The 24110-nt window shown below is 60.7% G+C and carries 20 protein-coding genes and 1 pseudogene; 6 read left to right on the top strand and 15 right to left on the bottom strand.

Features of this window, described 5'->3' with window-relative positions; genetic code table 11:
• Positions 1-13: 13 nt before the first annotated feature.
• From AC1MEW_RS25215 to AC1MEW_RS25225, 3 genes are all read right to left on the bottom strand, one after another.
• Positions 14-820 (bottom strand): class I SAM-dependent methyltransferase, encoded by an 807-nt coding sequence (locus tag AC1MEW_RS25215; protein WP_201256126.1) that lies wholly within the window; start codon positions 818-820, stop codon positions 14-16.
• 210 nt (positions 821-1030) lie between these two features.
• On the bottom strand, positions 1031-2458 hold the full coding sequence (locus tag AC1MEW_RS25220; RefSeq protein WP_480423955.1) for a sigma-54-dependent transcriptional regulator: 1428 nt from the start codon (positions 2456-2458) through the stop codon (positions 1031-1033).
• Positions 2459-2616: 158 nt separating this feature from the next.
• Entirely contained in the window at positions 2617-3513 is an 897-nt protein-coding gene (locus AC1MEW_RS25225; RefSeq protein WP_322268042.1) for a LysR family transcriptional regulator, read from the bottom strand.
• Positions 3514-3694: 181 nt separating this feature from the next.
• Between AC1MEW_RS25225 and AC1MEW_RS25230 the strand changes: the two genes are divergently transcribed.
• The gene (locus tag AC1MEW_RS25230) at positions 3695-5122 is read left to right on the top strand and encodes a mechanosensitive ion channel domain-containing protein (protein WP_480423956.1); all 1428 of its coding nucleotides are present in this window, start codon (positions 3695-3697) and stop codon (positions 5120-5122) included.
• Between the two features lie 193 nt (positions 5123-5315).
• Here the strand turns inward: AC1MEW_RS25230 and ycaC are convergent, their stop codons facing one another.
• The 6 genes from ycaC to AC1MEW_RS25260 form a co-directional block, all read right to left on the bottom strand.
• Complete coding sequence (ycaC, locus tag AC1MEW_RS25235; RefSeq protein WP_201256122.1) at positions 5316-5942, bottom strand: isochorismate family cysteine hydrolase YcaC; 627 nt, start codon at positions 5940-5942, stop codon at positions 5316-5318.
• Between the two features lie 69 nt (positions 5943-6011).
• The gene (locus AC1MEW_RS25240; RefSeq protein ID WP_480423959.1) at positions 6012-7850 is read right to left on the bottom strand and encodes an amidohydrolase; all 1839 of its coding nucleotides are present in this window, start codon (positions 7848-7850) and stop codon (positions 6012-6014) included.
• Positions 7847-8470 carry an antibiotic biosynthesis monooxygenase gene (locus AC1MEW_RS25245; RefSeq protein ID WP_480423961.1) on the bottom strand — a complete coding sequence of 208 codons (624 nt, stop codon included), beginning with the start codon at positions 8468-8470 and terminating at the stop codon, positions 7847-7849. Before AC1MEW_RS25245 ends, AC1MEW_RS25240 begins: the two co-directional genes overlap by 4 nt.
• Positions 8463-8879, bottom strand: a complete 417-nt coding sequence (locus AC1MEW_RS25250; protein WP_201256145.1) for a DoxX family protein — start codon at positions 8877-8879, stop codon at positions 8463-8465. The genes AC1MEW_RS25245 and AC1MEW_RS25250 overlap by 8 nt, the downstream gene beginning before the upstream one ends.
• A gap of 549 nt (positions 8880-9428) precedes the next feature.
• Positions 9429-10352: a LysR family transcriptional regulator gene (locus AC1MEW_RS25255; protein WP_201256120.1), complete on the bottom strand. Its 924-nt coding sequence runs from the start codon at positions 10350-10352 to the stop codon at positions 9429-9431.
• Positions 10353-10600: 248 nt separating this feature from the next.
• On the bottom strand, positions 10601-11584 hold the full coding sequence (locus AC1MEW_RS25260; protein WP_323570286.1) for an MBL fold metallo-hydrolase: 984 nt from the start codon (positions 11582-11584) through the stop codon (positions 10601-10603).
• Positions 11585-11863: 279 nt separating this feature from the next.
• Between AC1MEW_RS25260 and AC1MEW_RS25265 the strand changes: the two genes are divergently transcribed.
• Positions 11864-12313, top strand: coding sequence for a helix-turn-helix domain-containing protein (locus AC1MEW_RS25265; RefSeq protein ID WP_480423963.1), 450 nt, complete (start codon positions 11864-11866; stop codon positions 12311-12313).
• 324 nt (positions 12314-12637) lie between these two features.
• Here AC1MEW_RS25265 and AC1MEW_RS25270 read toward each other — a convergent pair whose 3' ends face one another.
• Complete coding sequence (locus AC1MEW_RS25270) at positions 12638-13462, bottom strand: alpha/beta fold hydrolase (RefSeq protein WP_480423964.1); 825 nt, start codon at positions 13460-13462, stop codon at positions 12638-12640.
• 30 nt (positions 13463-13492) lie between these two features.
• On the bottom strand, positions 13493-14068 hold the full coding sequence (locus AC1MEW_RS25275) for a flavodoxin family protein (RefSeq protein WP_201256116.1): 576 nt from the start codon (positions 14066-14068) through the stop codon (positions 13493-13495).
• Between the two features lie 319 nt (positions 14069-14387).
• Between AC1MEW_RS25275 and AC1MEW_RS25280 the strand changes: the two genes are divergently transcribed.
• Entirely contained in the window at positions 14388-17225 is a 2838-nt protein-coding gene (locus AC1MEW_RS25280; RefSeq protein ID WP_480423965.1) for an ATP-binding protein, read from the top strand.
• Here the strand turns inward: AC1MEW_RS25280 and AC1MEW_RS25285 are convergent.
• Positions 17190-18668: an ATP-binding protein gene (locus AC1MEW_RS25285; protein WP_480423967.1), complete on the bottom strand. Its 1479-nt coding sequence runs from the start codon at positions 18666-18668 to the stop codon at positions 17190-17192. The two genes, AC1MEW_RS25280 and AC1MEW_RS25285, sit on opposite strands and share 36 nt — an antisense overlap.
• Before the next feature lie 185 nt (positions 18669-18853).
• On the bottom strand, positions 18854-19804 hold the full coding sequence (locus tag AC1MEW_RS25290; protein ID WP_480423968.1) for a GlxA family transcriptional regulator: 951 nt from the start codon (positions 19802-19804) through the stop codon (positions 18854-18856).
• A gap of 327 nt (positions 19805-20131) precedes the next feature.
• On the opposite strand from AC1MEW_RS25290, the gene AC1MEW_RS25295 reads away from it, so the two are divergent.
• A complete protein-coding gene (locus AC1MEW_RS25295; protein WP_201202395.1) occupies positions 20132-20854 on the top strand; it encodes a pirin family protein in 723 nt (240 codons plus the stop codon).
• A 223-nt stretch (positions 20855-21077) separates the two neighbouring features.
• On the opposite strand, the gene AC1MEW_RS25300 is transcribed toward AC1MEW_RS25295, so the two are convergent.
• Complete coding sequence (locus tag AC1MEW_RS25300) at positions 21078-21953, bottom strand: LysR family transcriptional regulator (protein ID WP_480423970.1); 876 nt, start codon at positions 21951-21953, stop codon at positions 21078-21080.
• Between the two features lie 98 nt (positions 21954-22051).
• Between AC1MEW_RS25300 and AC1MEW_RS25305 the strand changes: the two are divergent.
• Positions 22052-22270 (top strand): annotated as a pseudogene (locus AC1MEW_RS25305) (hypothetical protein); the annotation flags it as partial.
• 80 nt (positions 22271-22350) lie between these two features.
• Positions 22351-23349 (top strand): NAD(P)H-quinone oxidoreductase, encoded by a 999-nt coding sequence (locus AC1MEW_RS25310; RefSeq protein ID WP_323570283.1) that lies wholly within the window; start codon positions 22351-22353, stop codon positions 23347-23349.
• Here the strand turns inward: AC1MEW_RS25310 and deoC are convergent, their stop codons facing one another.
• Positions 23350-24033, bottom strand: coding sequence for a deoxyribose-phosphate aldolase (deoC, locus tag AC1MEW_RS25315; protein ID WP_201255239.1), 684 nt, complete (start codon positions 24031-24033; stop codon positions 23350-23352).
• Positions 24034-24110 lie beyond the last annotated feature (77 nt).

Raw genomic sequence — 24110 nt, forward strand, 5'->3', positions numbered from 1 at the left:
ACGGCTCGAAGAATCAGCGTTTCACCGCCACCCACGTAAAACACAACGGCAACTGCGCCACCTGCCGTTCATACCGGTCATACAGCTCTTCGCGGTTGGAGTGCGGGTATTCCTTGAAGTGGCTGATTTGCAATCCGGCGTCGATGGCGCCGGTGAAGATCGCGCCGAGGGTATGGACGAACCAGTAGGACGGCGCTGCCGACTGTTCGACTTTGCCTTCGTAGACGATCGGCTGATGTTGCACGAACGGCTCGCTGCGAAAGTAGGAGCTGTCGAGACGATATGGGTCGGCGGCCTCGGGGTCGAGCATTTCCAGGAATGGGTGGGTTTCGTAGATCACCAACGCGCCGCCGGGCCTGAGGGTTTGCGCGACGTGCCGGAAGAATTCGGCGATGTCCGGCATCCAGTTCAAGACACCAATGGTGATCAGCGCCACATCGAAACGCCTCTGAAGCTCGACAGGCAAATGATGGATGTCCGCTTCGATGAACTCAGCGTCATGAGGCGAACGGCTCGCCAATTCCCGGGCCTGCTCAAGAAAAGCGGCAGACTGATCGATCCCCACCACGCTGCGGGCGCCCAACGCGAACAGCGAAAGACTTTCACGGCCGTTGTTGCAGCCCAGTTGCACCACGTCCTTGCCCTCAACACCGACCTGCTCCAGCACACCGCGCAGGGTGTCATCGATGCAGCAAAAATCCCGCTGACTAACTGCATCAAACAGCGTCTGCCAGTCGGGATTGTCTTTGTGGTGCCTGGCAGAGTCATTCCAGGCATCGCGGTTGCTGGCGATAGCCTGTTGTTTTGTCGGCAGGTCCATTGCGTACTCCAGATCTCGTTTTTATTGACCGGCACGAGTCTAGATCAGCCCTTGGAAAAACCACATTGAGTCATTGTAGGGATCTTGTAATCCGGATAACGCGGACGACATCAGCGAATGCCTTGAGCGTCAGCCTGGGGGCCAGACAGGGTTTAGCGCCGCCTGCCCATCGTTGTTCTCTGACGAACGACCCTCAGCCAACCGGTGCTTCTACCACTGACGCTTGTCCGGGCGCTCAAGACCGAGCTTTTCAATCCGGTAACGCAGCATGTCGCGGCTCAGGCCCAGCAGACGCGCAGACTTGGTGACGTTCCAGTCGGTCTTGTCGAGCATCTTGCGCATCCTGTCGCGCTCCACTTGCGGCAGGTTCATCGACTCGGCGCCATTGCGGGTGGGCCGAGGTTCGCTGTACGGCGGCTCCGGCAACATCAGCGGCTCATCCATCAGGTTCAAGCAGATGTTCAATTGGTGGGCTGCAATGGTGTCGCTCTGGGTCAGCAACACGGTTTGCTCCAGCATGTTGCGCAACTCGCGCACGTTGCCTGGCCAGGTGTAGCTGAGCAGCAACTCTTCGGCCTGGACGCTGAAGCACAAGCGCGGTTTGCCATAGCGTTTGCCGTGGATGGCCAGGAAGTGCCGGGCCAGCAGCAGCACGTCTTGCCCTCGGGCGTGCAGGCGCGGCACCTTGATCGAGATGATCCGCAAACGGAAGAACAGGTCGCGGCGAAACTTGCCCTGCTGGACCATTTGCTCAAGGTTGCATTGGGTCGCGCTGATCACCCGCACATCAACTTTGCGTTCCTTCACCGAACCGACCCGGCAAATAGTCCGGTCTTCCAGCAGTTTCAGCAGTTTGGCCTGCAGCAACAGATCCATCTCGCCGACTTCATCAAGAAACAGCGTCCCGCCGTCGGCGGCTTCCACCAGCCCGACCCGACGGTCCCTGGCGTCGGCGAAGGCGCCCTTCTCGTGGCCGAACAGTTCTGACTCCACCAAGTTGGACGGAATCGAAGCGCAGTTGAATTCGATAAACGGACCCTTGGCGCGCGGGCCGTCGAAGTGCAGCGCCCGGGCCACCAGTTCCTTGCCGGCGCCGCTTTCACCTTCCACCAATACTGGCGGCAGGTCGGTGTTGGCCTTGCGGCGCTCGGTGTCGAGCATCTGGCCGATGGTGTTTTTCAGGGAATGCATCGCCGCCGATTCGCCGATCAACGCCTGCACTCCGGACTTCTGCGCCTCGCGTTCCTGGTAGAACGACAGCATGCGCTCCATCCGGTCGGTGGCCTGGGCCCTGTCCAGCAGCAACTTGAGCACGGGCAGGGCCACCGGTTTGGTGACGTAATGGAACGCGCCCTCTTCCATCGCCATCACGGCGTCTTCAACGTTGCCGTAACCGGTCATCATGATCACCTTCAGATCCGGCGCGCTGATGCGCAGCTTCTGGATCAGATCGTGACCGCTCATGCCCGGCAGCGCGTTGTCGGTCAGCACCACGTCCGGGACAAAGGCACCCAGTTGCTCCAGTGCGTCCTCGGCCGAGTGGCAGACCGTTACCTCGAAGTCGTTGCGCTCCAGGTAAGTCTGAATGTTCTCGGCGAGGATTTCGTCATCCTCGACCAGCAGTATGCTGTGCCCCATATCCCCTCCCGTTGTCACTTTGCCGTTGAGACAAACGCAGATTCCTTGCTGCTTCTGACGGGTCAATACGACCGCGCCTTGGAGGGGAGTGTAGGTCGCAATGATCGTGATTGACGGGCCAATGATGCTATTTAGCCGCTACCGTGCAGGTCAACGTTCTATAACCCTTCCTCACGCTGATCCAACCGCTCACGCAAGAACTCGATAAACGCCTGCACCGGCCGCGACCCTTGGCGATGCTGCGGGTACACCGCCGACAACGCCAGCGGCTGCGGCCGAAAATCCTCCAGCACCGGGACCAGTCGTCCATCCTTCAGTGCCGCGCCGACAATGAACGTCGGCAGATAGGTAATTCCCATCCCGGCAATCGCCGCATCCTTGAGCAGCTCACCATTGTTAACCCGCATCCGCCCGGTGACGTTGACCGTCAGCGGCTTGCCCTTCCCTTCAAACCGCCATTGCACCTGACGACCGTGGCCATACGGCAGGCAGTCATGGTTGAGCAGGTCTTCGGGTTTGGCCGGCGTGCCGTGTTCGGCCAAGTAAGCCGGGCTGGCGCAGTAAACCCGCTGAATCGAGGCGATGCGCCGGGCAATCAGGGTCGAGTCTTCCAGCACGCCGATGCGCAGTGCCAGGTCGTAACCCTCACCGAGCAAATCCACCGGCCGATCGCTCAAGTCCACCTCCACGGTGACGTCGCGATAGCGCTGCAAAAACGCTGGCAGCAGACAGCCCAGATGCGCCAATGCAAACGACAACGGCGCGCTCAGCCGAATGGTGCCGCGGGGCTCGGTGGTCTGGCCGGCGATGCCCTGCTCCACTTGCTCGACTTCGCTGAGCAGGCGTAACGCTGACTCGTAATAACTCTGGCCCAGTGGCGTGACATCCAGCCGTCGGGTCGAGCGATTGAGCAGGCGAACGCCCAAGCGCTCCTCCAGTTGCATCAATCGGCGGCTGACGAATTGCTTGGACAGGCCCAGTTGATCGGCTGCGGCGGTGAAGCTGCCGGAGTCCATCACCTGGCAAAAAATACGCATATCTTCGAACGGGTTCATTGTCACGTCCTGGTTGACAGTCAAACACTTTATAGCCGCTTTTTCCGTTTATGGCACCCCATTAATCTGTGTCCATGGTGCAGCGACAGCCACTGCTTCTGAACCCAAAACCAATACCTGTTGGAGCTGCCGGAGGCTGCGATCTTTTTTTGCGCCACGCCGACATTTCCGGAGTTCGCCCATGTCCCTCATCTACGGTCACCCCCTGTCCTGGAGCGCCCTGCTGCTGGTGATCGACGCCCTGCTCTGGCACCTCGCGCCGATCCAGCACCGCGTCACCCGCATCGGCCTGCGCCTGACGCTGTTCCTGATCTTCAGCGCGGTCATCATCAATGCCGGTGTCAGCCCATTACAGGCACCGATATTCGCCGACGACCGTGTGGCGCAACTCGGGGCTACAGCGCTGGGGATTCTCTGGTGGCTGTACGCCGCGCGAGTACTCACCGAAGTCATCGGCCTGGTGCTGATGCGCCGCATCGGTCACAGCGGTCGGTTGTTGCAGGATGTCATCGGCGCGTTGGTGTTTCTGGTCGCGATCGTTGCCGCTGCCGGTTATGTACTGGAGCTCCCGGTCAAAGGGCTGCTGGCGACTTCCGGGGTGGTGGCGATCGTGGTCGGTCTGGCGTTGCAGAGCACCTTGAGCGATGTGTTTTCCGGGATCGTGCTCAATACCACCAAGCCGTATCAGGTGGATGACTTTGTGGTGATCGACGGTGTTGAGGGCAAGGTGCTCGACATCGACTGGCGCGCCACCCATTTGCTCACCAGCGCCGGCACAACCGCCGTGGTGCCGAACTCGGTGGCGGCCAAGGCAAAGATCGTCAACCTGAGTCGACCGAGCAACATGCACGGCGTGTCGATCAGCATTCAAGTGCCAAACCACATCCGCCCGCGTCGGGTACTGGATGCGCTGGATCGTACGCTTCAGGGCAGCAGCACATTGCTGCTCAACCCGGCGCCGAAAGCGCTGTTGAAAGAGGCTGGCGAAACCATGTCCGAGTATGTAGCCAGCGGATTTATCGCCGAGTTGGGCAAGAAAGGTGAAGTGCGCAATCAACTGTTTGACCTGGCCCATCGGCACCTGGAAGCGGCGGGTATTTCCCGGCAGCTCGATGGCGGGATCGAGCCTTCGACCCGGGCGCGGGCGTTGCTGGATGAAGTGAAAATCTTCCGTTCACTGAGCGAGGACGAACGTGATCGACTGGCTCAAGCGATGGTCCCGCAGCAATACGCGGCAGGTCAGGTGGTGCTGGAGTTGAATGAAGTGCCGGACAGTCTTTTTGTCATCGCCACCGGCGTGGTCAGCGCCACCGTGCCCGACGGCACCGGGCAAACCGAAGCCGGACGCATGGGGCCGAGCGAAGTCATGGGCGAACAGAGCATCCTCACCGACACACCGTCCCAGGCCTGCTTTACGGCGTTGACGTCGAGCATCATTTATCGGATCGACAAAGCCCTGACCCGCGATTGCATGGAGCAGCGTGGCGCGGTTGGACAGGCGTTGAATAAGTTGCAGGCGGTTCGGCAGCAGAACAGTCAGTTGGCGTTGATGGCTAAACCGGTGCCGATCAAGAAAGGAGGTTTTCTGGGGTGGCTGCAAAAGCATTGATGCACCGCGCTTTTGTGGCGAGGGAGCTTGCTCCCGCTGGAGGGCGAAGCACTCCCAAAAATGGGGACTGATAGTAAAGATTTTTGGGTCTGCTGCGCAGCCCAGCGGGAGCAAGCTCCCTCGCCACAGGGGTGTTGTGTGTCAGATAGAAAAATGCCCGCACAATGGCGGGCATTTTTGTGCGCGGCGAAACTTATTTCGAGGTCAACACCGAATAGCTGTTCATCAGGTTGCGATAGTTCGGAATGCGCGGCGACAGTAGGTTCGCCAGGCCTTCCATGTCGTTGCGCCAGTCGCCTTGCAGCTCGCACGCTACCGAGAACCAGTTGACCAGTTGTGCACCGGCCGCCGACATACGCGCCCAAGCGGCTTGTTGCACGGTTTCGTTGAAAGTGCCCGAAGCGTCAGTCACCACAAACACTTCGAAGCCTTCGGCCAGGGCCGACAAGGTTGGGAACGTCACGCACACATCCGTCACCACACCGGCAATGATCAACTGCTTGCGGCCAGTATCTTTAACGGCTTTGACGAAGTCTGCGTTGTCCCAAGCGTTGATCTGGCCTGGACGCGGGATGTACGGCGCGTCCGGGAACAGTTCCTTGAGCTCCGGCACCATCGGGCCGTTCGGGCCGTTTTCGAAGCTGGTGGTGAGGATGGTCGGCAGTTTGAAGAACTTGGCGAGGTCCGCGAGGGCCAGCACGTTGTTCTTGAATTCGTTGGGCGAGAAATCCTGCACCAGCGAGATCAGGCCAGTCTGGTGGTCGACCAGCAAGACCACCGCGTCATCTTTGTTCAGACGTTTGTACGGAACGTTGCTCATATGAAACTCCTCGGTAGTGGGATGGTGCTTATGGCGCCGACACGTTGGGCCGGCGCTCTTTTATGTTCGTCAGAAGGCAAAACACGAGCAGCCAAAGGCGCCCCAGAAACCCGCGAAATCGCTGACCGGCGCATTCGACAGGCGCGCCTTTTCATGGCTGTGGGAATGCACACCGCACGGCCCGCTGCAATGGTGAACCTGAGCCTGCATCGGCGAGGTCGGGCGCCAGTGACCCGGGACTTTCACCACCGGCGACCAGTCCGGCAGCACCGGCACGCTGGCCGGGCCAAGTTTTTCGAAGTCCCCGGCGGCATACACCACTTTGCCGCCAACCACGGTCAACACCGACTCGATCCACTTGATCGCTTCTTCATCGACGCTGAAGAAGTCCGCGCTCAGGGCCGCAACGTCTGCCAATTGGCCGACCTTGATCTGGCCTTTCTTGCCCTGCTCGGACGAGAACCAGGCGCTGCCGTGGGTGAACAGCTCCAGCGCGGTCAGCCGCGACAGGCCTTCGGCGTGTAGCTCCAGGCCGCCAACGGTGCGGCCGCTGACCATCCAGTACAGCGAAGTCCAGGGGTTGTAGCTCGATACCCGCGTGGCGTCAGTGCCGGCGCCGACCGGTAGGCCTTCGGCCAACATGCGCTTGATCGGCGGGGTCGCTTCAGCGGCTTTGGCACCGTAACGCTCGACGAAATATTCACCCTGGAACGCCATCCGGTCCTGAATCGCAATACCGCCACCCAGCGCCCTCACCCGCTCTATGTTCTGCGGGGTGATGGTTTCGGCGTGGTCGAAAAACCACGGCAAACCGTTGAACGGAATGTCACGGTTGACCTTCTCGAACACGTCGAGCATGCGGCTGATGGATTCGTTGTAGGTCGCGTGCAAACGGAACGGCCAACGCTGCTCGACCAAGTGGCGAACCACCGGCTCCAGCTCGTCTTCCATGGTTTGCGGCAGGTCCGGGCGCGGTTCGAGGAAGTCCTCGAAATCCGCTGCCGAGAACACCAGCATTTCCCCGGCGCCGTTGTGCCGCAGGTAGTCGTCGCCCTGGTGCAGGGTCACGCTCGACGTCCAGTTCTTGAAGTCGCTGAGCTCTTCCTTGGGCTTCTGGGTGAACAAGTTGTAGGCGATGCGGATCGTCAGTTGCTGATCCTTGGCCAACTGCTCGATCACCTGATAATCGTCCGGATAATTCTGGAAACCGCCACCGGCATCGATGGCGCTGGTCAGGCCGAGGCGATTGAGTTCACGCATGAATTGGCGGGTCGAGTTGACCTGATATTCCAGCGGCAACTTCGGCCCTTTGGCCAGCGTCGAGTAGAGAATCATCGCGTTCGGACGGGCGACCAGCATGCCGGTCGGGTTGCCGTTGGCATCACGCACGATTTCGCCGCCCGGCGGGTTCGGTGTGTCGCGGGTGTAACCGGCGACGCGCAGGGCGGCGCGGTTGAGCAAGGCGCGGTCGTACAAGTGCAGAACAAACACCGGTGTATCCGGCGCGGCCTGGTTGAGTTCTTCCAGGGTCGGCATGCGTTTTTCGGCGAACTGGAATTCGTTCCAGCCACCGACCACCCGCACCCATTGCGGCGTTGGTGTGCGGTCGGCTTGATCCTTGAGCATGCGCAGGGCATCGACCAACGAAGGCACGCCTTCCCAGCGCAGTTCGAGGTTGTAGTTCAGGCCACCTCGGATCAGGTGCAAGTGCGAGTCGTTTAGGCCGGGAATGACGCAGCGGCCCTTGAGGTCGATGACCTGGGTGCCCGAACCGCGCAGGGCCATGGCCTCGGCATCGGTGCCGACCGCGACAAAGCGCCCGTCCTTGATCGCGACCGCACTGGCCTGCGGGTTTTCGCGGTCGACGGTGTGGAATTGGCCATTGAATAAAATCAGATCGGCGTTCATCGCGGTTCCTCAGGCAGATGGGAATGTGACGTGTCGGCTGTCAGCCACGGCGCGAACAGGCGCGTCGCCCGAGGCATGAACAGGTACACCACCGAAACCACGATGGTCACGGTGATCAGGAAAGTGGCGACCACGTAATTGGACAGGAAGGCGTTGAGCTTGAGCAGCGGCCCCCAGATCAGCGGCACCAGCAAGGTGTGCGGCAAAATCACCAGCAAAGTGATCACGGCCTGCTTCCAGCGCGGCGGTGGCGAGGCGGCGTCGGCCAGTGGCGAGAACCAGAACTCATTGACCGGGTTGACCTCGGTCTGGTCGCCGTCAGCCAGCATCGGTGTGGCTTCGTTGACCAGTTCCAGGCGTTGCGGCGAGTCGAGCCACAGTTGCATCGCTTCGGTGGAGCAAAAGCGCAGCACGCAGGTGTAGGTGTCGAGGCCGGCGTTCTTGCCGCGCACCACGTCCACGCCCAAGTGCCCTTCACGCTGCCCGGCGATGCGCACGATGTTGCGCAGCCAGGCTTCGTAAGGCGCCTCGAAACCGGCCTTGACCCGGTGTTTGACGATCAGGGTCACGACTTCCTCGAAACCCGGTTTTGCAGCGTCGGCGTGGTTGGCATCAGGCATAACGAAAGACTCCGGCGAAACGATCATTGAGCGCCAGCCGTCCCGGCCCGGCGATAAGGATGCTGGTGAACACAATCAACAGCAGCCAGCCGAACTGCCCTTCGAACAGGCTCCATTGCGGATGCACAATCAACAGCGCCACCAACAGCACACACAGAATAGGCAAGCACGCCAAACGCACCAGCACCCCGGCGACGATCAGCAGCGGGCACAGCACCTCGGCAAAAATCGCCAGGATCAGCGTCAGGTTGGCACCGAGGTGGAACGGGTCTTCGATCTGTTGCAGTTGCGCGCTGTAGTCCAGCAGCTTCGGCAAGCCATGCACCCACAGCAAAAACAACCCGCCGCTGACCCGCAGAAACAACAGTCCAAGGTCCCGAGCCCATTCATCCCATTCCGCTGCGTTCATGGCGTACCTGCGCAATTGATAAATGGCCGGCATGGCTTCGCCGGCACTTGATGAGAGAGTGCCGGGGTCAGGTGGGGAAAAATTGGATGTACGTGCTCTTTTTGCGGGTGGTCTCCTGCATGAAGCCCACCACAGATCCTTGCTTGAACACCGACCCCCTGTGGGAGCGGGCTTGCTCGCGAATGCGGTCCATCAGCCACCATCAATATCAACTGATCAACCACCATCGCGAGCAGGCTCACTCCCACAATGAATCTCCGTCGACCACAAACTCTGCATCCACAGCAAATCCCCTGTGGGAGCGGGCTTGCTCGCGAATGCGGTGGGTCATTCAATATCTATGCTGGCTGACACTCCGTCTTCGCGAGCAAGCCCGCTCCCACATTGGATCTTCTGTCCGAATGTCCTGGGCCTGTACAAAACCTGTGGCGCGGTTGTTGAAAATCACACGGATTGAAACCGTGGATACCCGGTTGTCTTTTGAAAAGTCTCCAAAATAAAAACCACCATGACAGTTGCTCCCACATTGGATCGGGTGTTGGTCTGGGGTTATGAGGTCTGGATATTGAGCGGTTCGGACATGAACTGACTGATCCGCGACCGCAACCATTTCTCCGCTGGGTCGTTGTCGTGCACGCCGCTCCAGGCCATCGACAATTGCGCGGCTTCGATGTGGAACGGCGGGTCTTCGGCGCGCAACGCACAGCCTTCGACCAAGGCACACGCGGCGTAATCGGGCACGGTGGCGATCATTTCCGTACCGGCAAGCAATGCGCGCAAACCGCTGAACTGCGGCACGCCCAGCACCACGCGGCGGTGGCGGCCGATCTTGGCCAGGTCGAGGTCAATGTTGCCGCTCAAGTCCCCGGAAAACGACACCATCGCATGCGGCCGTTCGCAGTATTCGTCCAGGGTCATTGGGCCAGGCCGATTATCCCCGCGCAGGACTTTGCAGGGGATGTCCCGCAGTTTCTTGCGCTTGGCATTGGCCGGTAAATCGGTGGTGTAGCTGACGCCCACGGAGATTTCCCCGGATGCCAGCAGCGCCGGCATCAGCAGGTAGTTGGCCCGGCGCACGACAACGATGATGCCTGGGGCCTCTTCCCGCAACTGACTCAATAACGGTGGAAACAGACCGAACTCGGCGTCGTCCGACAGTCCGATGCGAAACACGTCGCAACTGCTGGCCGGTTCGAATTCCTTGGCGCGGCTGACCGCCCCGGAGATGACGTCCATCGCCGGTTGCAGTTCCTTGAGAATCGCCAGCGCCCGCGCCGTCGGCTCCATGCCGCGACCGTTGCGTAGCAGCAATGGGTCGTCGAACAGATCACGCAAACGCCCCAGCGCCGCACTCACGGCCGGTTGGCCCATGAAGAGTTTTTCGGCGACCCGGGTCAGGTTCTTTTCGAACATCAGGGCTTCGAAAATCACCAGCAGGTTCATGTCGACGCGGCGCAGGTCGTTACGGTTCATCAGGGTGGGTCCTTTGTGTTTTGAGCCAGTCCAGGCAGTCACTGCAAAACCCTGTGGCGAGGGAGCTTGCTCCCGCTGGGCTGCGCAGCGGCCCCAAAATCTTCGCAGCAATGCCGATTTTGTGAGTGCTGCGCACTCAAGCGGGAGCAAGCTCCCTCGCCACAGGTTACTCATCGTTCTTTGGCTTAAGGGCAATCCCCTCATCACAGATTTTGTGTTCTTCCTTGCCTAAGCACAGTGCCAGAACTCTACTCAATCAACGGCACTTTCGCCGCTCGTTTGTATGGGCCGTATTCCACCGGCACCCATTGGAAATGCTTGCCCTCGGCGGCGATATGACCTATGCCCGGAAACGGCAAATGCGCGGCGGTGACCCAGGTTTTGCTGGCGGCCGCATCGGTGAAGACCTGGTTGCGGCTCTTGATCGCCTGCTGACTATTGACGTCAAAACCGATCGACACTTCGGGATGCAGGAATTGCACCGCCAGGTTATGCACCAAATCGCCCATGAACAAAATGCTCTGGCCGTTAGAGGTGAAGCGGTAGGTGGTGCTGCCCGGCGTGTGCCCGGCTTCCAGCGTGGCCTCGACACCCGGCACCGGCGACTGGCCGGCGTCGAAGGTTTTGAAGCGGCCCGCCGCGACGTACGGAGCGGTCGAATCCTGGGCGATTTTGAAATACGGCTTGGCGCCTTCGGGTGCTTTGGCGATGGCTTGCGGGTCGAGCCAATAATCGGCCTCAGCCTTGGCGGCGTAGACCGTGGCGTTGGCGAAGACCGGTTTTTGCTGGCCGTCGACCAGGCCGCAGACGTGGTCCAGGTGCAGGTGGGTGAGCAGGATTGTGTCGACCTGGTCTGGCTGATAACCGGCGGCTTTCATATTGTCCGAGAGCATGCCGGCCGTGGCGCCGATGCACTGCCCTGCCCCGGTGTCCACCAGGATCAGTTGCTTGCCGGTGTTGATCAGAAACGCGTTGAACGCTGTTTGCACGCCGGGCGTTTCAATCGAGCGACGGGCCAACAGTGCGCGGATCTGACTTTGGCTCAGGCCCTTGAGCAGTTTCGGCGACAGGTCGTTGTAGCCGTCGAACAGTGCGGTGACTTCGTAATCGCCCACTGCCAAGCGGAAGTAACCCGGTGCCTGGGTGCCGACCTGAGCCGGTGCCGCCGCCATGGAAATACCGGATGCCAGCGCAACCGCCAGGCCCAGTGTGCAAACCAGAGAATGCTTCATGCCTTCACCTTTGATGTCTTCAAGGAAAGCGACCTGCCAAGGCGCGCCATACGTCCCCCATCTTGCACCGACCCAACCTTCGCACACTTGCAGCGATGTGCTGAGTTAGCGCGGTTTCTCCATCCCGAACCGGGCGTGGAATTAACAACGTTTAACTCGCCTGCCAACGCCTCGCGGCCAAAAATGAAGTCCTCTGCACAGACCTGCTTTCCTAAATAAGGAAGGTGCTGATCCACCGTGCAGTGCGCCCGCGCATTCCCACCGACACGGATATTTGTCATGGCTCACGTTCAGTTCAACGCCGTCAGGGCGTCCGTCACGCCAGTGCAAAAAACCACCACCGGCGGCCTCGCGCCCTGGCGCGAAAACCTGGTCAAGCAACTGATTCTCGAAGGCCTGAGCGACTCCTTGGAAGTGACCGAACTGGCCAAGGCCTGCGCGCTGTCACGCAGTCATTTTTCCCGGGCGTTCAAGTGCAGCACCGGCCTCTCGCCGCAGGACTGGATTCGCTGCCAGCGGATCGGCCGGGCCAAGCAACTGATCCGCGACACCGACCTGACCCTGACGCAAATCAGCCTGGAATGCGGCTTCTGCGATCAAGCGCACTTCTGCCACATCTTCACCCGCAGCGAAGGCATCACGCCGTTTGCGTGGCGGTGTCAGGTGGTACGCGCCCCTGTGTTTAACCGCAAAAAATCGCAGCCCTCGGAGCTGTGCCTACACCCCTGAATCCCGAACACTATTCATGTGGGAGCGAGCTTGCTCGCAATGACGGTTGAACATTCAACATCTGAGTTGCCTGTCAGTCCGCTATCGCGAGCAAGCTCGCTCCCACAGTTTTGATTTGTGTTTGATCAGGCTTTGAGGCGATCTCAAGGACGCCATCGCCGGCAAGCCGTGCTCCTACAGGGTTATGCGTACATTCGTAATGCTGTGAACACCGTCCATGTGGGAGCGGGCTTGCTCGCGAAGGCGTCGTGTCAGCCAACATCCATGTTGAATGACATACCGCTTTCGCGAGCAAGCCCGCTCCCACAGTTGTTTGGTGTTTGATCAGCCCTTAAGGAACACCAACAGGTCTTCGTTGAGTTGGTCCTTGTGGGTATCGGTCAAGCCATGCGGCGCGCCCGGATAAACCTTCAGCGTCGAGCCCTTGACCAGCCGGGCCGAGGCAATCCCCGCCGCCTCAATCGGCACCACCTGATCCGCATCGCCGTGCACCACCAGCGTCGGCACGTCGAACTTCTTCAGGTCTTCGGTGAAGTCGGTTTCCGAGAAAGCCTTGATGCAGTCATAGGCATTCTTGTGGCCGGAGGCCATGCCTTGCAGCCAGAACCAGTCGATCATGCCCTGTGACGGTTTGGCGCCCGGTTTATTGAAGCCGAAGAACGGGCCGCTGGCGAGGTCGATGTAGAGCTGCGAACGGTCCACCAAAGAGGCCTGACGAATACCATCAAACACTTCCAGAGGCAGGCCGCCGGGGTTGGCTTCGGTCTTGAGCATCAGCGGCGGCACCGAGGAAATCAGCCCGGCTTTTGCGACCCGGCCAGTGCCGTGACGACCGATATAGCGCGCCACTTCACCGCCGCCGGTGGAGAAGCCGAACAGCACGGCGTTTTTCAGGTCCAGCAGTTCGATCAACTGCGCCAGGTCGTCGGCGTAGGTGTCCATGTCGTTGCCGGTCCACGGTTGGCTGGAGCGGCCATGGCCACGACGGTCGTGGGCGATGACCCGATAGCCTTTGGACGCCAGAAAGATCATCTGCGATTCCCAGCTATCGGCATTCAGCGGCCAGCCGTGGCTGAAGACGATCGGCTGACCGGTGCCCCAGTCCTTGTAGTAAATCTCGGTACCGTCGCGGGTGGTGAATGTGCTCATGAGGCGTACTCCTTTGGGGGTGTTGAGGGATCAAATCGGTGAGTGATGCAGACGTTCGGCCAGCCGCGCGACCCGCTCGCCCAAGTGCGCGGCGGTGCAACGGTCTTCGGGTGGCGGTGCGTCGTCGGGGGACTGTTCGACATTTGACTGGGCCATGGCGCCCAGCGAACTGCCCAGGCGATTGAGTTGCCCGTCGAACAGCCCGGTGCTGCTGCGCGCCGGCAGCACGTCGAGGCCGACCCAGATCATCGAATGCTGGGCGGCGAACACGGCCATCTGCAGCAAAGTGTTGAGCTTGTCGCCGCACAGGCAGCCGGAATTGGTGAACCCTGCAGCGAGTTTGTCGCGCCAGGGCTGAGCCAGGTAGAACGCCGCCGTGGCCTCCATGAAGCCTTTGAAGGATGCTGAAGCGCTGCCCATGTAGGTCGGGGCGCCGAAGATGATCGCGTCCGCCCGGTGCAAGTGTTCCCACTGCGTGTCCACGTCTTCCACCGAAATCAGCCGACAGGTGCTGCCCACATGCCGTTCCACGCCCAGGGCCACGGCTTCGGCCATGACTCGGGTGTGCCCGTAGCCACTGTGATAGACCACCACCACATCGCTCATTCCGGCATCCTCCAGAAGTGTCCATTCCTTTTACAGCGCGAAGACAGAGATCTTCGTTGGACTTGAAGCCCTAGAGTTTTGGGCGTAGACCTGATGCTCGACGAGTTAAACGTTGTTAATTTACAAAACCGCGCCTGATGCCCCAACGCCCTTTTTGTCACACTCGCGCCCAATAAATACGAGGTGACGAGCGGTGCAGGGAACGTGACAGTCGCAGCGAATACCTGACAGTCTGCCGAGCCCTCATTGCACTGCCGGACAATCCTGAGGAATATGCTCGGAAACCGCGTACTAGACGGATGCAAGCAGGAGTAACCCGTTGACCCTTTCCCCCGATCAGGCCGTGCATTTCGGCCCTTACCGGATCTACCCGGGACAACGTCTGGTGCTGGAAGGCGACCAGCCTTTGCGCCTGGGTCGACGTGCCATGGATATTTTGTTGATCCTGCTGGAGCACGCCGGGAATGTGGTCAGCAAGCAGCAATTGATCGCGCAGGTGTGGCCCAAAAGCGTCGTCGAAGACATCAATTTGCGGGTGCACATGGCGGCATTGCGCAAAGCCCTCGGCGACGGTCAGGCCGGCCAGCGCTACATCGTCACGGTGGCTCAGCGCGGTTACAGTTTTGTGGCGCCGTTCTCGCTGGCGTCTATCGAGCAGCACCCCGACAACGAGGCCCACGAACCGCGCCGACATAACCTGCCGGTGCGCCGCACCCGACTGATCGGGCGTCAGCATCTGGTGGACAGCTTGGTGACACATCTCGCCCGCCAGCGCTTCATCACCCTGGTCGGCCCCGGCGGTATCGGCAAGACCACCGTGGCCCTGCGGGTGGCCGAACAACTGATCGGTCATTACCGCGACGGCATTCGCTTGTTGGACCTCGCGCCACTCAATGACCCGGCGATGATCACTGCGCATCTGGCGACACTGCTGGACCTGGCGCTGCACGACGGCGAGCCGATGAATAGCCTGGCGACCTGCCTGCGGGAACGGCAGATGCTGCTGGTGATCGACAACTGCGAACACCTGATTGATGCGATTGCGCTGCTGTGCGAAGGCATTCTGCGTGGCGCACCGCAGGTGCATATTCTGGCCACCAGTCGCGAGAGCCTGCGGGCCGAAGGCGAGTACGTGCAACGCCTGGAATCGCTGGATTGCCCGCCACCCATCGCCGTGCTCGACCGCGCCCAGACCTTGAGTTTTTCCGCCCTGCAATTGTTCGTCGAGCGGGCGATGGCCAACCACGACAGTTTCGAACTGAGCGATGAAGAGCTGCCCTTGGCGATTGAAATTTGCCAGCGTCTGGACGGCATTCCGTTGGCCATCGAACTGGCGGCCGCGCAAGTCGCCGACCTCGGCATCAATGGCTTGCTGACGCAACTGCAAGGCAGTTTTCGCCTGCTGACCCAAGGAAGTCAGACAACGCTGGGCCGGCATCAGACCCTGCGCGCGACGCTGGACTGGAGCTTTGAACTGCTCAGTGTTTGCGAGCAGACGTGCCTTCGTCGATTAGGGCTGTTCAGGGGCGGTTTCACGCTGGAATCCGCAGCGGCGGTGATCGTTGGCGAACACATCGAACCCAACCTGGTGCTTGCCTCGATCACGCAACTGGTGGCCAAGTCGTTACTGAACGTGGAAGTGGGCGATGAAGAGGTGTTCTATCGCCTGCTCGACACCACCCGCAGCTATGCCCTGGAAAAACTTCACCTGGCCGCAGAGGTGTCGGACACCCGTCAACGGCATGCCGAACGCTGCCTGGCCTTGATGCAACAGGCTCAGGACGACTGGGAGCAAACCCCCACTCACCTGTGGATCGAGCGTTACGCCCGGGGCCTTGAAGACATCCGCGCCGCCCTCGAATGGGGCTTGCACGCGAACGGGCCGCAGATGCTGGCGATCCGCTTGACCGCCAGCTCAATGCCGCTGTGGCAGGAACTCTCGCTGCTCAAGGAGCACGGCGTGTACGTGCGCCGGGCCTTGGCGCTGCTCGATGCCGCCGCCGAGCCCTGCCCTCGCCTGACCATCGCCCTGAAGCTCGCCCTCGGCAGCTCCTGTTACCACGCCCAGGGCGGCACCGCCGAAACCGTCGACGCCTTCGTCAGCGCCAGAACCCTGGCTGAACGTTACGATGACGTTGCCGGTCAGTTGCGGGCGGTGTCCGGGCACATGGCGGTCAATCTCTGCAGCGGCAACTATCAAATGGCCCTGGAGCAGAGCCAGCAGTTCGACCGATTGGGGCTGCACGGCGATGCAGTGTTGTCGCTGAGCACCCACCGTTTGCGCGTGCTGGCGCTGCACTTTTCCGGGGATCAGCAACAGGCGCGGGAGCATGCCGAGCAAGTCATCCAGCGCATGGCCCAAAGCGGCCACCTCAACCGCTTCACCCACGGTTTTGGCGTGCAGTACGATCAGAGCGTCGCGGCGCTAACGATTCTGGCGCGGATTCTCTGGCTGCAAGGCCAGCCGGAACAAGCCTGGCGCACTGCCCGGCAGGCGCTGGACATCGCGATCCAGATCAACCACGGCACGTCCATCTGCTACACCCTGGCGCTGTCCGGTTGCCTGATCGCCCATTACAACGGCGACACGGCTACCGCCCGCGAACTCTTGCGTATGTTGCTGGAGCAAGCGCAGAAGCATTCGGTGGTGCTGTTTTATAACTGGGCGCGGCAGTATGCGCAGGTGATTGAAGGGGCCGAGGGGCCTTCGCTAGCGGGTGTCGGGCTAGTGAAAGAGATCATGGTGACGCTGGATGGTGGTTTTGTTGATGGCGCGTTGTTGGCGCGTGCTGAAAGCGGCGCGGCGGGTTGGAGTACGGCGGAGATTCTTCGGGTTCGGGGGGAGGCGTTGGTTGCTGAGGAGAACTTGTTAGAGGTGGGTTGTCTGGGCGGGCGCCTTCGCGAGCAAGCCCGCTCCCACAGGGGGGAGGCGGTGCTGCTTGAGGCGTTGGCGGTGGCGAAAAGTCAGGGAGCGCTGGCTTGGGAGCTGCGCAGTGCCACTTCATTGGCGCAACTTTGGCAGCGTCGGGGTCACGCGCAGCGAGCTTATGAGTTGCTGGCGCCGATTTATGGGCGATTTACCGAAGGTTTTGCTACGCCGGACCTGACGAAAGTCCGGCGTTTACTCGATGAGCTCGCCGGGCAATTGCACGCCTGAGATCCAGCGCGCGCGGCTGATGTAGTGCGCATGGCTCAGTTCGAGCGCACGCAGGTGGCCGCTGTGTTCGAGTTTCTCCAGGGCATAGGTGCGCGTGGTGTGAAGGAAGCGATAACGGGGCACGCCACTGCCCTGCTCTATTGAAAGCAGCGATTTGCGCGCCAGTCGTTCCACCACGTCCAACAGGTGCATGGGCGGCAGTGAGGCGCAGCTGATCACGCCAATCACCGCGTCGAGGGTGAAGGCCATTTTGAACACCGCCAAGCGCTGCCACACCGTTTGCTCCAGCGGGCTCAGCCGTTCGTAACTCCAGTCCAGCGCGGCTTTGAGGGTCTGATGGCGTGGCACGGCGGTGCGTCGGCCCTGGGTCAGCAATTGGAAACAGTTGTCCAGTTGCGCGTGCAGCCCGACCAGCGCCAATGCATCAATCTGCGCGGCGGCCAGCTCGATGGCCAAGGGCAAACCGTCGAGCCGCCGACAGATGTCGCGCACGGCTTTGAGGTCTTGCTCGCGCAGAGTAAAGCCCTGCTGACGGGCACGGGCACGGCTGACAAACAGCTGCACCGCCGAGTAGCCCATGGCTTCGGCCACATTGTGCAATGCCGAGGCTGGCGGCACCGCCAAGGGCGGCAACCGCAACACGGTTTCGCCGAGAGCCTGGAGCGGTTCACGGCTGGTGGCCAGGATCGACAGGCGCGGCGCGGCGGCCAACAGATCATCGACCAAGGTGCGACAGCGTTCGAGCAGGTGTTCACAGTTGTCGAGCACCAGCAACGCATGCCGTGGCGCCAGCGGCGCAAGGCCAGCGTCGAGTTCCAGGGTTTGAAGCAATTGATCGACCACCTGCGACGGGTCGTCGATAGCTGCCAAGTCGATGATCCAGACACCATCGCGGTAGTGCTGCAACAGCAACTCAGCCACGCGCAAGGCCACGGTGGTCTTGCCGATCCCGGCCGGGCCGACCAGGGTCATGAACCGTCGAACCGGCAACTGGCGCACCACACTGCCGACGATCGAATCTCGACCGGTAATCGATGTGAGTCGTGCCGGCAGATTGTGCTGGGGCTTATGCAAGCTGTCGATGAACACCGGCGTGCCTTCCAGCACACGTTCGACCGGGGCGATGAAGCTGTAGCCGCGCTGCGGAATGTTGACGATGTAGCGCTCGCCGTTCTGGCCATCACCGAGGGCCCGGCGCAGAGCCGCGATGTGTACGCGCAGGTTAATCTCTTCGACCACCGACGTCGGCCAGACCCGGGCGATCAATTCGTCCTTACTGACGACGTGGCCGGCGCGTTCGACCAGCACCTGCAAAATGTCCAGCGCCCGCCCGCCCATGCGCAGCGCCCGATCACCGTCCAGGATCAGCCGTTGGTTGGGGTGGAACGCGTAGGGGCCGAACCGCAGCGCCGCATCGCTGGTTAAATCTCTGAGGCTGTTCATGCACGTTCTCGTGCTGAAAACCTGGTCGGCTCAAGGTACTGCAAAGTCCGTCGAGCACGTCCATCCAGGCTCCCGCATCTCCATCGCAAAGAGTTCACGGGTATCTTGGCAGGCATCGATGACCACACAACTACCGTACTGGGAGCATTACGGACATCGCGGTGCGCATAACGGACACAACCGCTCTAGCTGAACTGTTCGCGGTACTGCGCGGGGGTCAAACCGAGCTTTTCACTAAACAAAAAACGCATGTGCCGCACGCTGCCGAAGCCGCTTTTGTAGGCCACGGTCTTGAGCGGTGCGTCGCTGGTTTCCAGCAGATTTCGCGCACGGTCAATGCGCGCACTTTGCAGGAACTCCATGGGCGTCATGTTCACTTCCCGGGCAAACAGCCGGGCGAAGTGCCGCGAACTCATGTTCGCCAGGCTCGCCATGCGTTCGATGCTGAAGGCTTCGTCGAGGTGTTCGAGTACGTAGTTCTGTACTCGGGTAATGGGGGTTTCGTGCGGGGCGACAGCAGCCATCAGCGGACTGAACTGCGCCTGCCCGCCCTGGCGTTTCATCACCACCAGCAGCACTTTGGCCACATCCTGGGCGACTTTTTTGCCGTGGTCCTGGGCGACCACTGCCAAAGCCAGGTCGATACCAGCAGTGACCCCGCCGGAGGTGATGAGATTGCGGTCCTCAACGTAGATCTGGTCAGTTTGAACCGTGGCTTTGGGGAAACCTTTGATCAGCCGCTCGGTGTAGTGCCAGTGAGTGGTGACGCGAAAACCGTCCAGCAACCCGGCATACCCGAGCACAAACGCGCCGGTGCAGATCGAGCCATAACGCTCGGCCCGGGCAACGGCCCCGCGCAGCCAGGCCAGCAGAGGCTCGCTTTTTTCGTTGTAGGCACCGGGACCGCCCGGCACCAGCAGCAAGTCGTAACCGTCGCAGGCCTGATCGATATGCAAGTCAGCCTGGACGCTGACGCCATTGGAAGCACGCAACGGACCGTGCTCGGTGCCGATCATCGACAACACATAGTGGTCGGCCGGTTCCAGATAACGGTTGGCGATGGAAAACACCTCCATGGGCCCGGCCATGTCGAGCAGGAGAAAGTTGGGGAACAGCACCATTGCCACGGTTTTCATGGAGTGGACATCACTGAGGTTATAAAAAGAGAACTGCCCGTCGGTTAAACACCGATCCACTGTGGGAGCGGGCTTGCTCGCGAAAGCGGTGTATCAGGCACCCACAACGTTGAATGTGATGCCGCCTTCGCGAGCAAGCCCGCTCCCACAGGTTTTGTTCGCTGTGCATTATGGCCTTTGTATCAAATATGCGTACGTGACCCCGCGCACAAAACTGTCAACCTGAACGGGACAGTATTTCAGTTTTCATCTACTTATTGCATCGAGCAGTAACCATTAACCTTCTCCTCACTCGGACGAATTCACGTCCTGACAGGAGATTTCATCATGCTGACCCTTCGCAAAGCCTCGGATCGCGGCGCGGCCAATCACGGTTGGTTGAAGTCGTTCCATACCTTTTCCTTCGCTAACTATCGCAACCCGAAAGAGCAGGGTTTTTCCGATCTGTTAGTGATCAACGATGACCGCGTGGCAGCCGGCAAAGGCTTTGGCCAGCACCCGCACCGGGACATGGAGATTTTCTCCTATGTGCTCGAAGGCGCCCTGGAACACAAGGACACCTTGGGCACCGGTTCGGTGATCCGCCCCGGCGACGTGCAGTTGATGAGCGCCGGCAGCGGCGTGGCCCACAGCGAGTACAACCACTCGGCCACCCGTGGCGTGCATTTTCTGCAAATCTGGATCGTTCCTGAGGTCAGCGGCGCCAAACCGCGCTATCAGCAAGAGCACTTCAGTACCCAGAAAAAACGTGGGCGCCTGCAACTGATCATCTCCCCGGACGGGGCCAAGGGTTCGCTGTCGGTGCGCCAAGATGCGCGAGTGTATGCCGGGCTGTTCGACGGCAAGGAAAGCGCAACCCTGGAACTGGCGGCCAACCGCTACGCCTATGTGCATGTCGCTCGTGGGAGTGTTGAACTCAACGGCGTGCAGTTGCAGGAAGGCGACGGCGTGCGGGTTCGCGAAGAACAGGTGCTGACCTTGAGCAATGGCGTGGATGCCGAAGTGTTGGTGTTTGATTTGCGGCCGCAGGAATTGCCGGAAATGCCATGACCGTGAATGATCTGGGGGCCTTTGTGCCCCCAGATATTTATCAGCCCGGCACATTTCCTGTGGCGAGGGAGCTTGCTCCCGTTCGGCTGCGAAGCAGTCGCAAATCCATCGCACTCGGTGTACCTGATACACCTCGGTTGCAGGTTTTGGGGCCGCTTCGCGACCCAGCGGGAGCAAGCTCCCTCGCCACAGGTCATGTGCTCGACCGTTACTTGGCGGGACTTCACTCATTCGTACCGGAAAACCCCGCCACAATCTCATCAATCACCGCCCTCACCCGCGCCGTATGCCGCAGATCCGCATGGGTCACCAGCCACACGTCATAGGGCATCGGTCGCGTGCGTTCTGGCCACAACCTGACCAGCCCATCCCTTTCCCCCATGTACACCGCAAGCTCGCCGAGCCCGATCCCCGCCGCGATGGATCGCCGCACCAGCAGGCTTGAGCCAAGACTCGAAACAATCCGCCCACGACTCAACGGCTCCGAAACCAGGGTCATCTCCTTGTTGCTCGCCAGATACGGCTGATACACCACCAAGTCATGCCCTTCGAACGCCGACCCCGGCTCCGGCACACCGTGGGTGTCCACGTAGCGTTGAGAAGCGAACAGCCCCACCGGCCAACGCGCAATGCGCCGGGCGATCAGGTCCGGGTTGTCCGGCCGCGCGTTGCGTACTGCGATGTCGGCTTCGCGCTTGGCCAGGCTGATCATTTGCGTGGACGCGTCCAGTTGCACCCGCACATCCGGGTGTTTGTCGTGCAACCGGGCAATCGCCGGGATCAGGAAATCGATGGCCAGCGAGTCCGTTGTGCTGACCCGCACCGTGCCGCTCAGCCGATCATCGAGGCCGAGGATTTGCCGTTCCAGCTCCAACGCCGACACCTCCATTTTCTCCACGGCCTGCAACGCCGCTTCACCCACCGCCGTCAGCGCATAACCTTCAGAGGTGCGCAGGAACAACGTCGCGCTCAAGGACTTCTCCAGCGCCGTGACCCGCCGCCCGACCGTGGCCTGATCGACGCCCAACACCCGTGCCGCGCCGCGCAGCGTCGACTCTCGGCAAACCGCCAGAAACACCCGTGCGTCATCCCAATTCATGCGGCTCACCTACTGATGCATATACGCATCACTGTAGCGCGAAATCGCTGCATTACCGCAGCAGCAATCCCCGATAGGCTGCACGCCAGAGATAGCCTTCGTTCGCCGCGTTTCAAGCGCTGACCGGGTTTGCCTATTCAGGGATATTCAATGCCAGTGGCGGGCATCACACGTTGTTGTTTGTGATTGCGTGTGGGGCCATTGTGGTTGCATTGGTTTTGGAATTGGCGATGCGGCTGATAGCCAAGATCAAAAGATCGCAGGCTGCGCCAGCTCCTACATTGGATCGCGTACACCCTGTAGGAGCTGTCGAGTAAAACGAGGCTGCGATCTTTTGATCTTCAGCAACACCACACGGTCCCACTTATTAACGATCTTCTGCACAGGAACCCAAAAAATGAACCTGCCCCAAACCATGACCCTGATCGAAATCACCCAGCCCGGCGGCCCCGAAGTCCTGCAACCGAAGGATGTGCCGATGCCGGTGGTTGCCGCCGGTGAAGTGCTGATCCGCGTCTATGCCGCCGGAGTCAATCGCCCCGATGTGATCCAGCGTGCCGGCAAGTACCCGATGAAACCTGGCATGAGCCCGATTCCCGGGCTGGAAGTGGCCGGTGAAGTGGTGGCGGTCGGCAAAGGGGTCAGTGAGTTTGTGCTGGGCGACAAGGTCTGTGCGCTGACCAATGGCGGCGGTTATGCGCAATATTGCGTTGCCCCGGCCAGCCAGACCTTGCCGATTCCCGATGACATGGACTGGATTCACGCAGCAGCGATTCCGGAATCCTTTTTTACGGTGTGGGCCAATCTGTTTGAAATGGGCGGCGCCAGCAAAGGTCAACACGCATTGATTCATGGCGGCACCAGCGGCATCGGCACCACCGCGTTGATGCTCTGCCGCGAGTTCGGCGTAGAGGCCTTCGCCACCGCCGGCAGCGAGGAAAAATGCGAAGCGATTCGCAAACTCGGCGCCAGGCCGATCAACTATCGCGATCAGGATTTCGCCCAGGTCATTGCCGAAAAAACCGCCGGCAAAGGCGTCGACGTAATCCTCGACATCATGGGCGGCTCGTACTTCAACAACAACGTCGCAGCACTGGCCATGGAAGGTCGGCTGGTGATGCTCGGCTTCCTCGGCGGCGCCCACGCCAACGACGTCGACTTGCTCGCGATCATGGCCAAACGCGCAATCATCACCGGCTCACTGCTGCGCTCGCGCACCAAGGAAGAAAAAGCCGCCATCGCCCAAGGGCTGTACGAATACGTCTGGCCGGTACTGTCGGCCGGGCGTTGCTTGCCGATGATCGACAAGGTCTACCCGTTCACCGACGCCGCACAGGCTCACGCGCGGATGGAAGCCGGCGATCATATCGGCAAGATTGTGTTGCAGATGGACTGATCAGTAGCCTTCACCCGCCGCCTCGGCGCCACCGATGATTGCGATGCCTGAGCTGCTGCCAAGGCGTGTCGCGCCAGCCTCGATCATCGCCAGCGCGGTCGGGTAATCGCGCACGCCGCCCGAGGCCTTCACGCCAATGTTTGCACCCACCGTGCGGCGCATCAGGGCGACGTCCTCGACGGTGGCGCCGCTGTGGCTGAAACCGGTGGAGGTCTTGACGAACGCAACGTTCAGATCGCGGCAGATTTCGCAGGCCTTCACTTTTTCGGCGTCGGTGAGCAGGCAGGTTTCCAGGATGACTTTCAGCGGCACACTGCCGCAGGCTTGTTTGACCAGGGCGATGTCGGCCTGAACTTCGGCGTACAAACCGTCCTTCAATCCACCGATGTTCAACACCATGTCGATCTCGCCAGCGCCGGCCGCAATCGCCCGCTCGGCTTCGAAGGCCTTGGTGTCGCTCAGCCCGGCGCCCAGCGGGAAGCCGACCACCGCGCAAACCTTGACGCTGTGCCCCGCCAGACACTGCGCAGCATGGGGCACTTGCCCGGAGTTTACGCACACCGAATAGAAGCCATGTTCCGCCGCCTCGCGGCACAGGGTGGCGATTTGCTTGCGGGAAGCGTCCGGCGCCAACAAGGTGTGATCGATGTACTGCGCCAGTGCCTGGGGTGGGAGATGGGCCATCGCAAAAACTCCTGTTTGTATATTCAAATGCCCCTGCGCCACAATCGAGGATCATTTGCGCAAAAACGTTACAAAAC

It is taken from the genome of Pseudomonas sp. ASL4 (assembly GCF_056680395.1).

What these genes read in the sequence shown, in the direction of transcription:
- AC1MEW_RS25240 (WP_480423959.1), bottom strand. Translation starts at nt 7,850, where the DNA reads ATGAACGCCGATCTGATTTTATTCAATGGCCAATTCCACACCGTCGAC.
- AC1MEW_RS25295 (WP_201202395.1), top strand. Translation starts at nt 20,132, where the DNA reads ATGCTGACCCTTCGCAAAGCCTCGGATCGCGGCGCGGCCAATCACGGT.
- AC1MEW_RS25245 (WP_480423961.1), bottom strand. Translation starts at nt 8,470, where the DNA reads ATGCCTGATGCCAACCACGCCGACGCTGCAAAACCGGGTTTCGAGGAA.
- AC1MEW_RS25225 (WP_322268042.1), bottom strand. Translation starts at nt 3,513, where the DNA reads ATGAACCCGTTCGAAGATATGCGTATTTTTTGCCAGGTGATGGACTCC.
- AC1MEW_RS25290 (WP_480423968.1), bottom strand. Translation starts at nt 19,804, where the DNA reads ATGAAAACCGTGGCAATGGTGCTGTTCCCCAACTTTCTCCTGCTCGAC.
- AC1MEW_RS25310 (WP_323570283.1), top strand. Translation starts at nt 22,351, where the DNA reads ATGAACCTGCCCCAAACCATGACCCTGATCGAAATCACCCAGCCCGGC.
- AC1MEW_RS25230 (WP_480423956.1), top strand. Translation starts at nt 3,695, where the DNA reads ATGTCCCTCATCTACGGTCACCCCCTGTCCTGGAGCGCCCTGCTGCTG.
- AC1MEW_RS25265 (WP_480423963.1), top strand. Translation starts at nt 11,864, where the DNA reads ATGGCTCACGTTCAGTTCAACGCCGTCAGGGCGTCCGTCACGCCAGTG.
- AC1MEW_RS25215 (WP_201256126.1), bottom strand. Translation starts at nt 820, where the DNA reads ATGGACCTGCCGACAAAACAACAGGCTATCGCCAGCAACCGCGATGCC.
- ycaC (WP_201256122.1), bottom strand. Translation starts at nt 5,942, where the DNA reads ATGAGCAACGTTCCGTACAAACGTCTGAACAAAGATGACGCGGTGGTC.
- AC1MEW_RS25300 (WP_480423970.1), bottom strand. Translation starts at nt 21,953, where the DNA reads ATGAATTGGGATGACGCACGGGTGTTTCTGGCGGTTTGCCGAGAGTCG.
- AC1MEW_RS25255 (WP_201256120.1), bottom strand. Translation starts at nt 10,352, where the DNA reads ATGAACCGTAACGACCTGCGCCGCGTCGACATGAACCTGCTGGTGATT.
- AC1MEW_RS25270 (WP_480423964.1), bottom strand. Translation starts at nt 13,462, where the DNA reads ATGAGCACATTCACCACCCGCGACGGTACCGAGATTTACTACAAGGAC.
- AC1MEW_RS25260 (WP_323570286.1), bottom strand. Translation starts at nt 11,584, where the DNA reads ATGAAGCATTCTCTGGTTTGCACACTGGGCCTGGCGGTTGCGCTGGCA.
- AC1MEW_RS25220 (WP_480423955.1), bottom strand. Translation starts at nt 2,458, where the DNA reads ATGGGGCACAGCATACTGCTGGTCGAGGATGACGAAATCCTCGCCGAG.
- AC1MEW_RS25250 (WP_201256145.1), bottom strand. Translation starts at nt 8,879, where the DNA reads ATGAACGCAGCGGAATGGGATGAATGGGCTCGGGACCTTGGACTGTTG.
- deoC (WP_201255239.1), bottom strand. Translation starts at nt 24,033, where the DNA reads ATGGCCCATCTCCCACCCCAGGCACTGGCGCAGTACATCGATCACACC.
- AC1MEW_RS25275 (WP_201256116.1), bottom strand. Translation starts at nt 14,068, where the DNA reads ATGAGCGATGTGGTGGTGGTCTATCACAGTGGCTACGGGCACACCCGA.
- AC1MEW_RS25285 (WP_480423967.1), bottom strand. Translation starts at nt 18,668, where the DNA reads ATGAACAGCCTCAGAGATTTAACCAGCGATGCGGCGCTGCGGTTCGGC.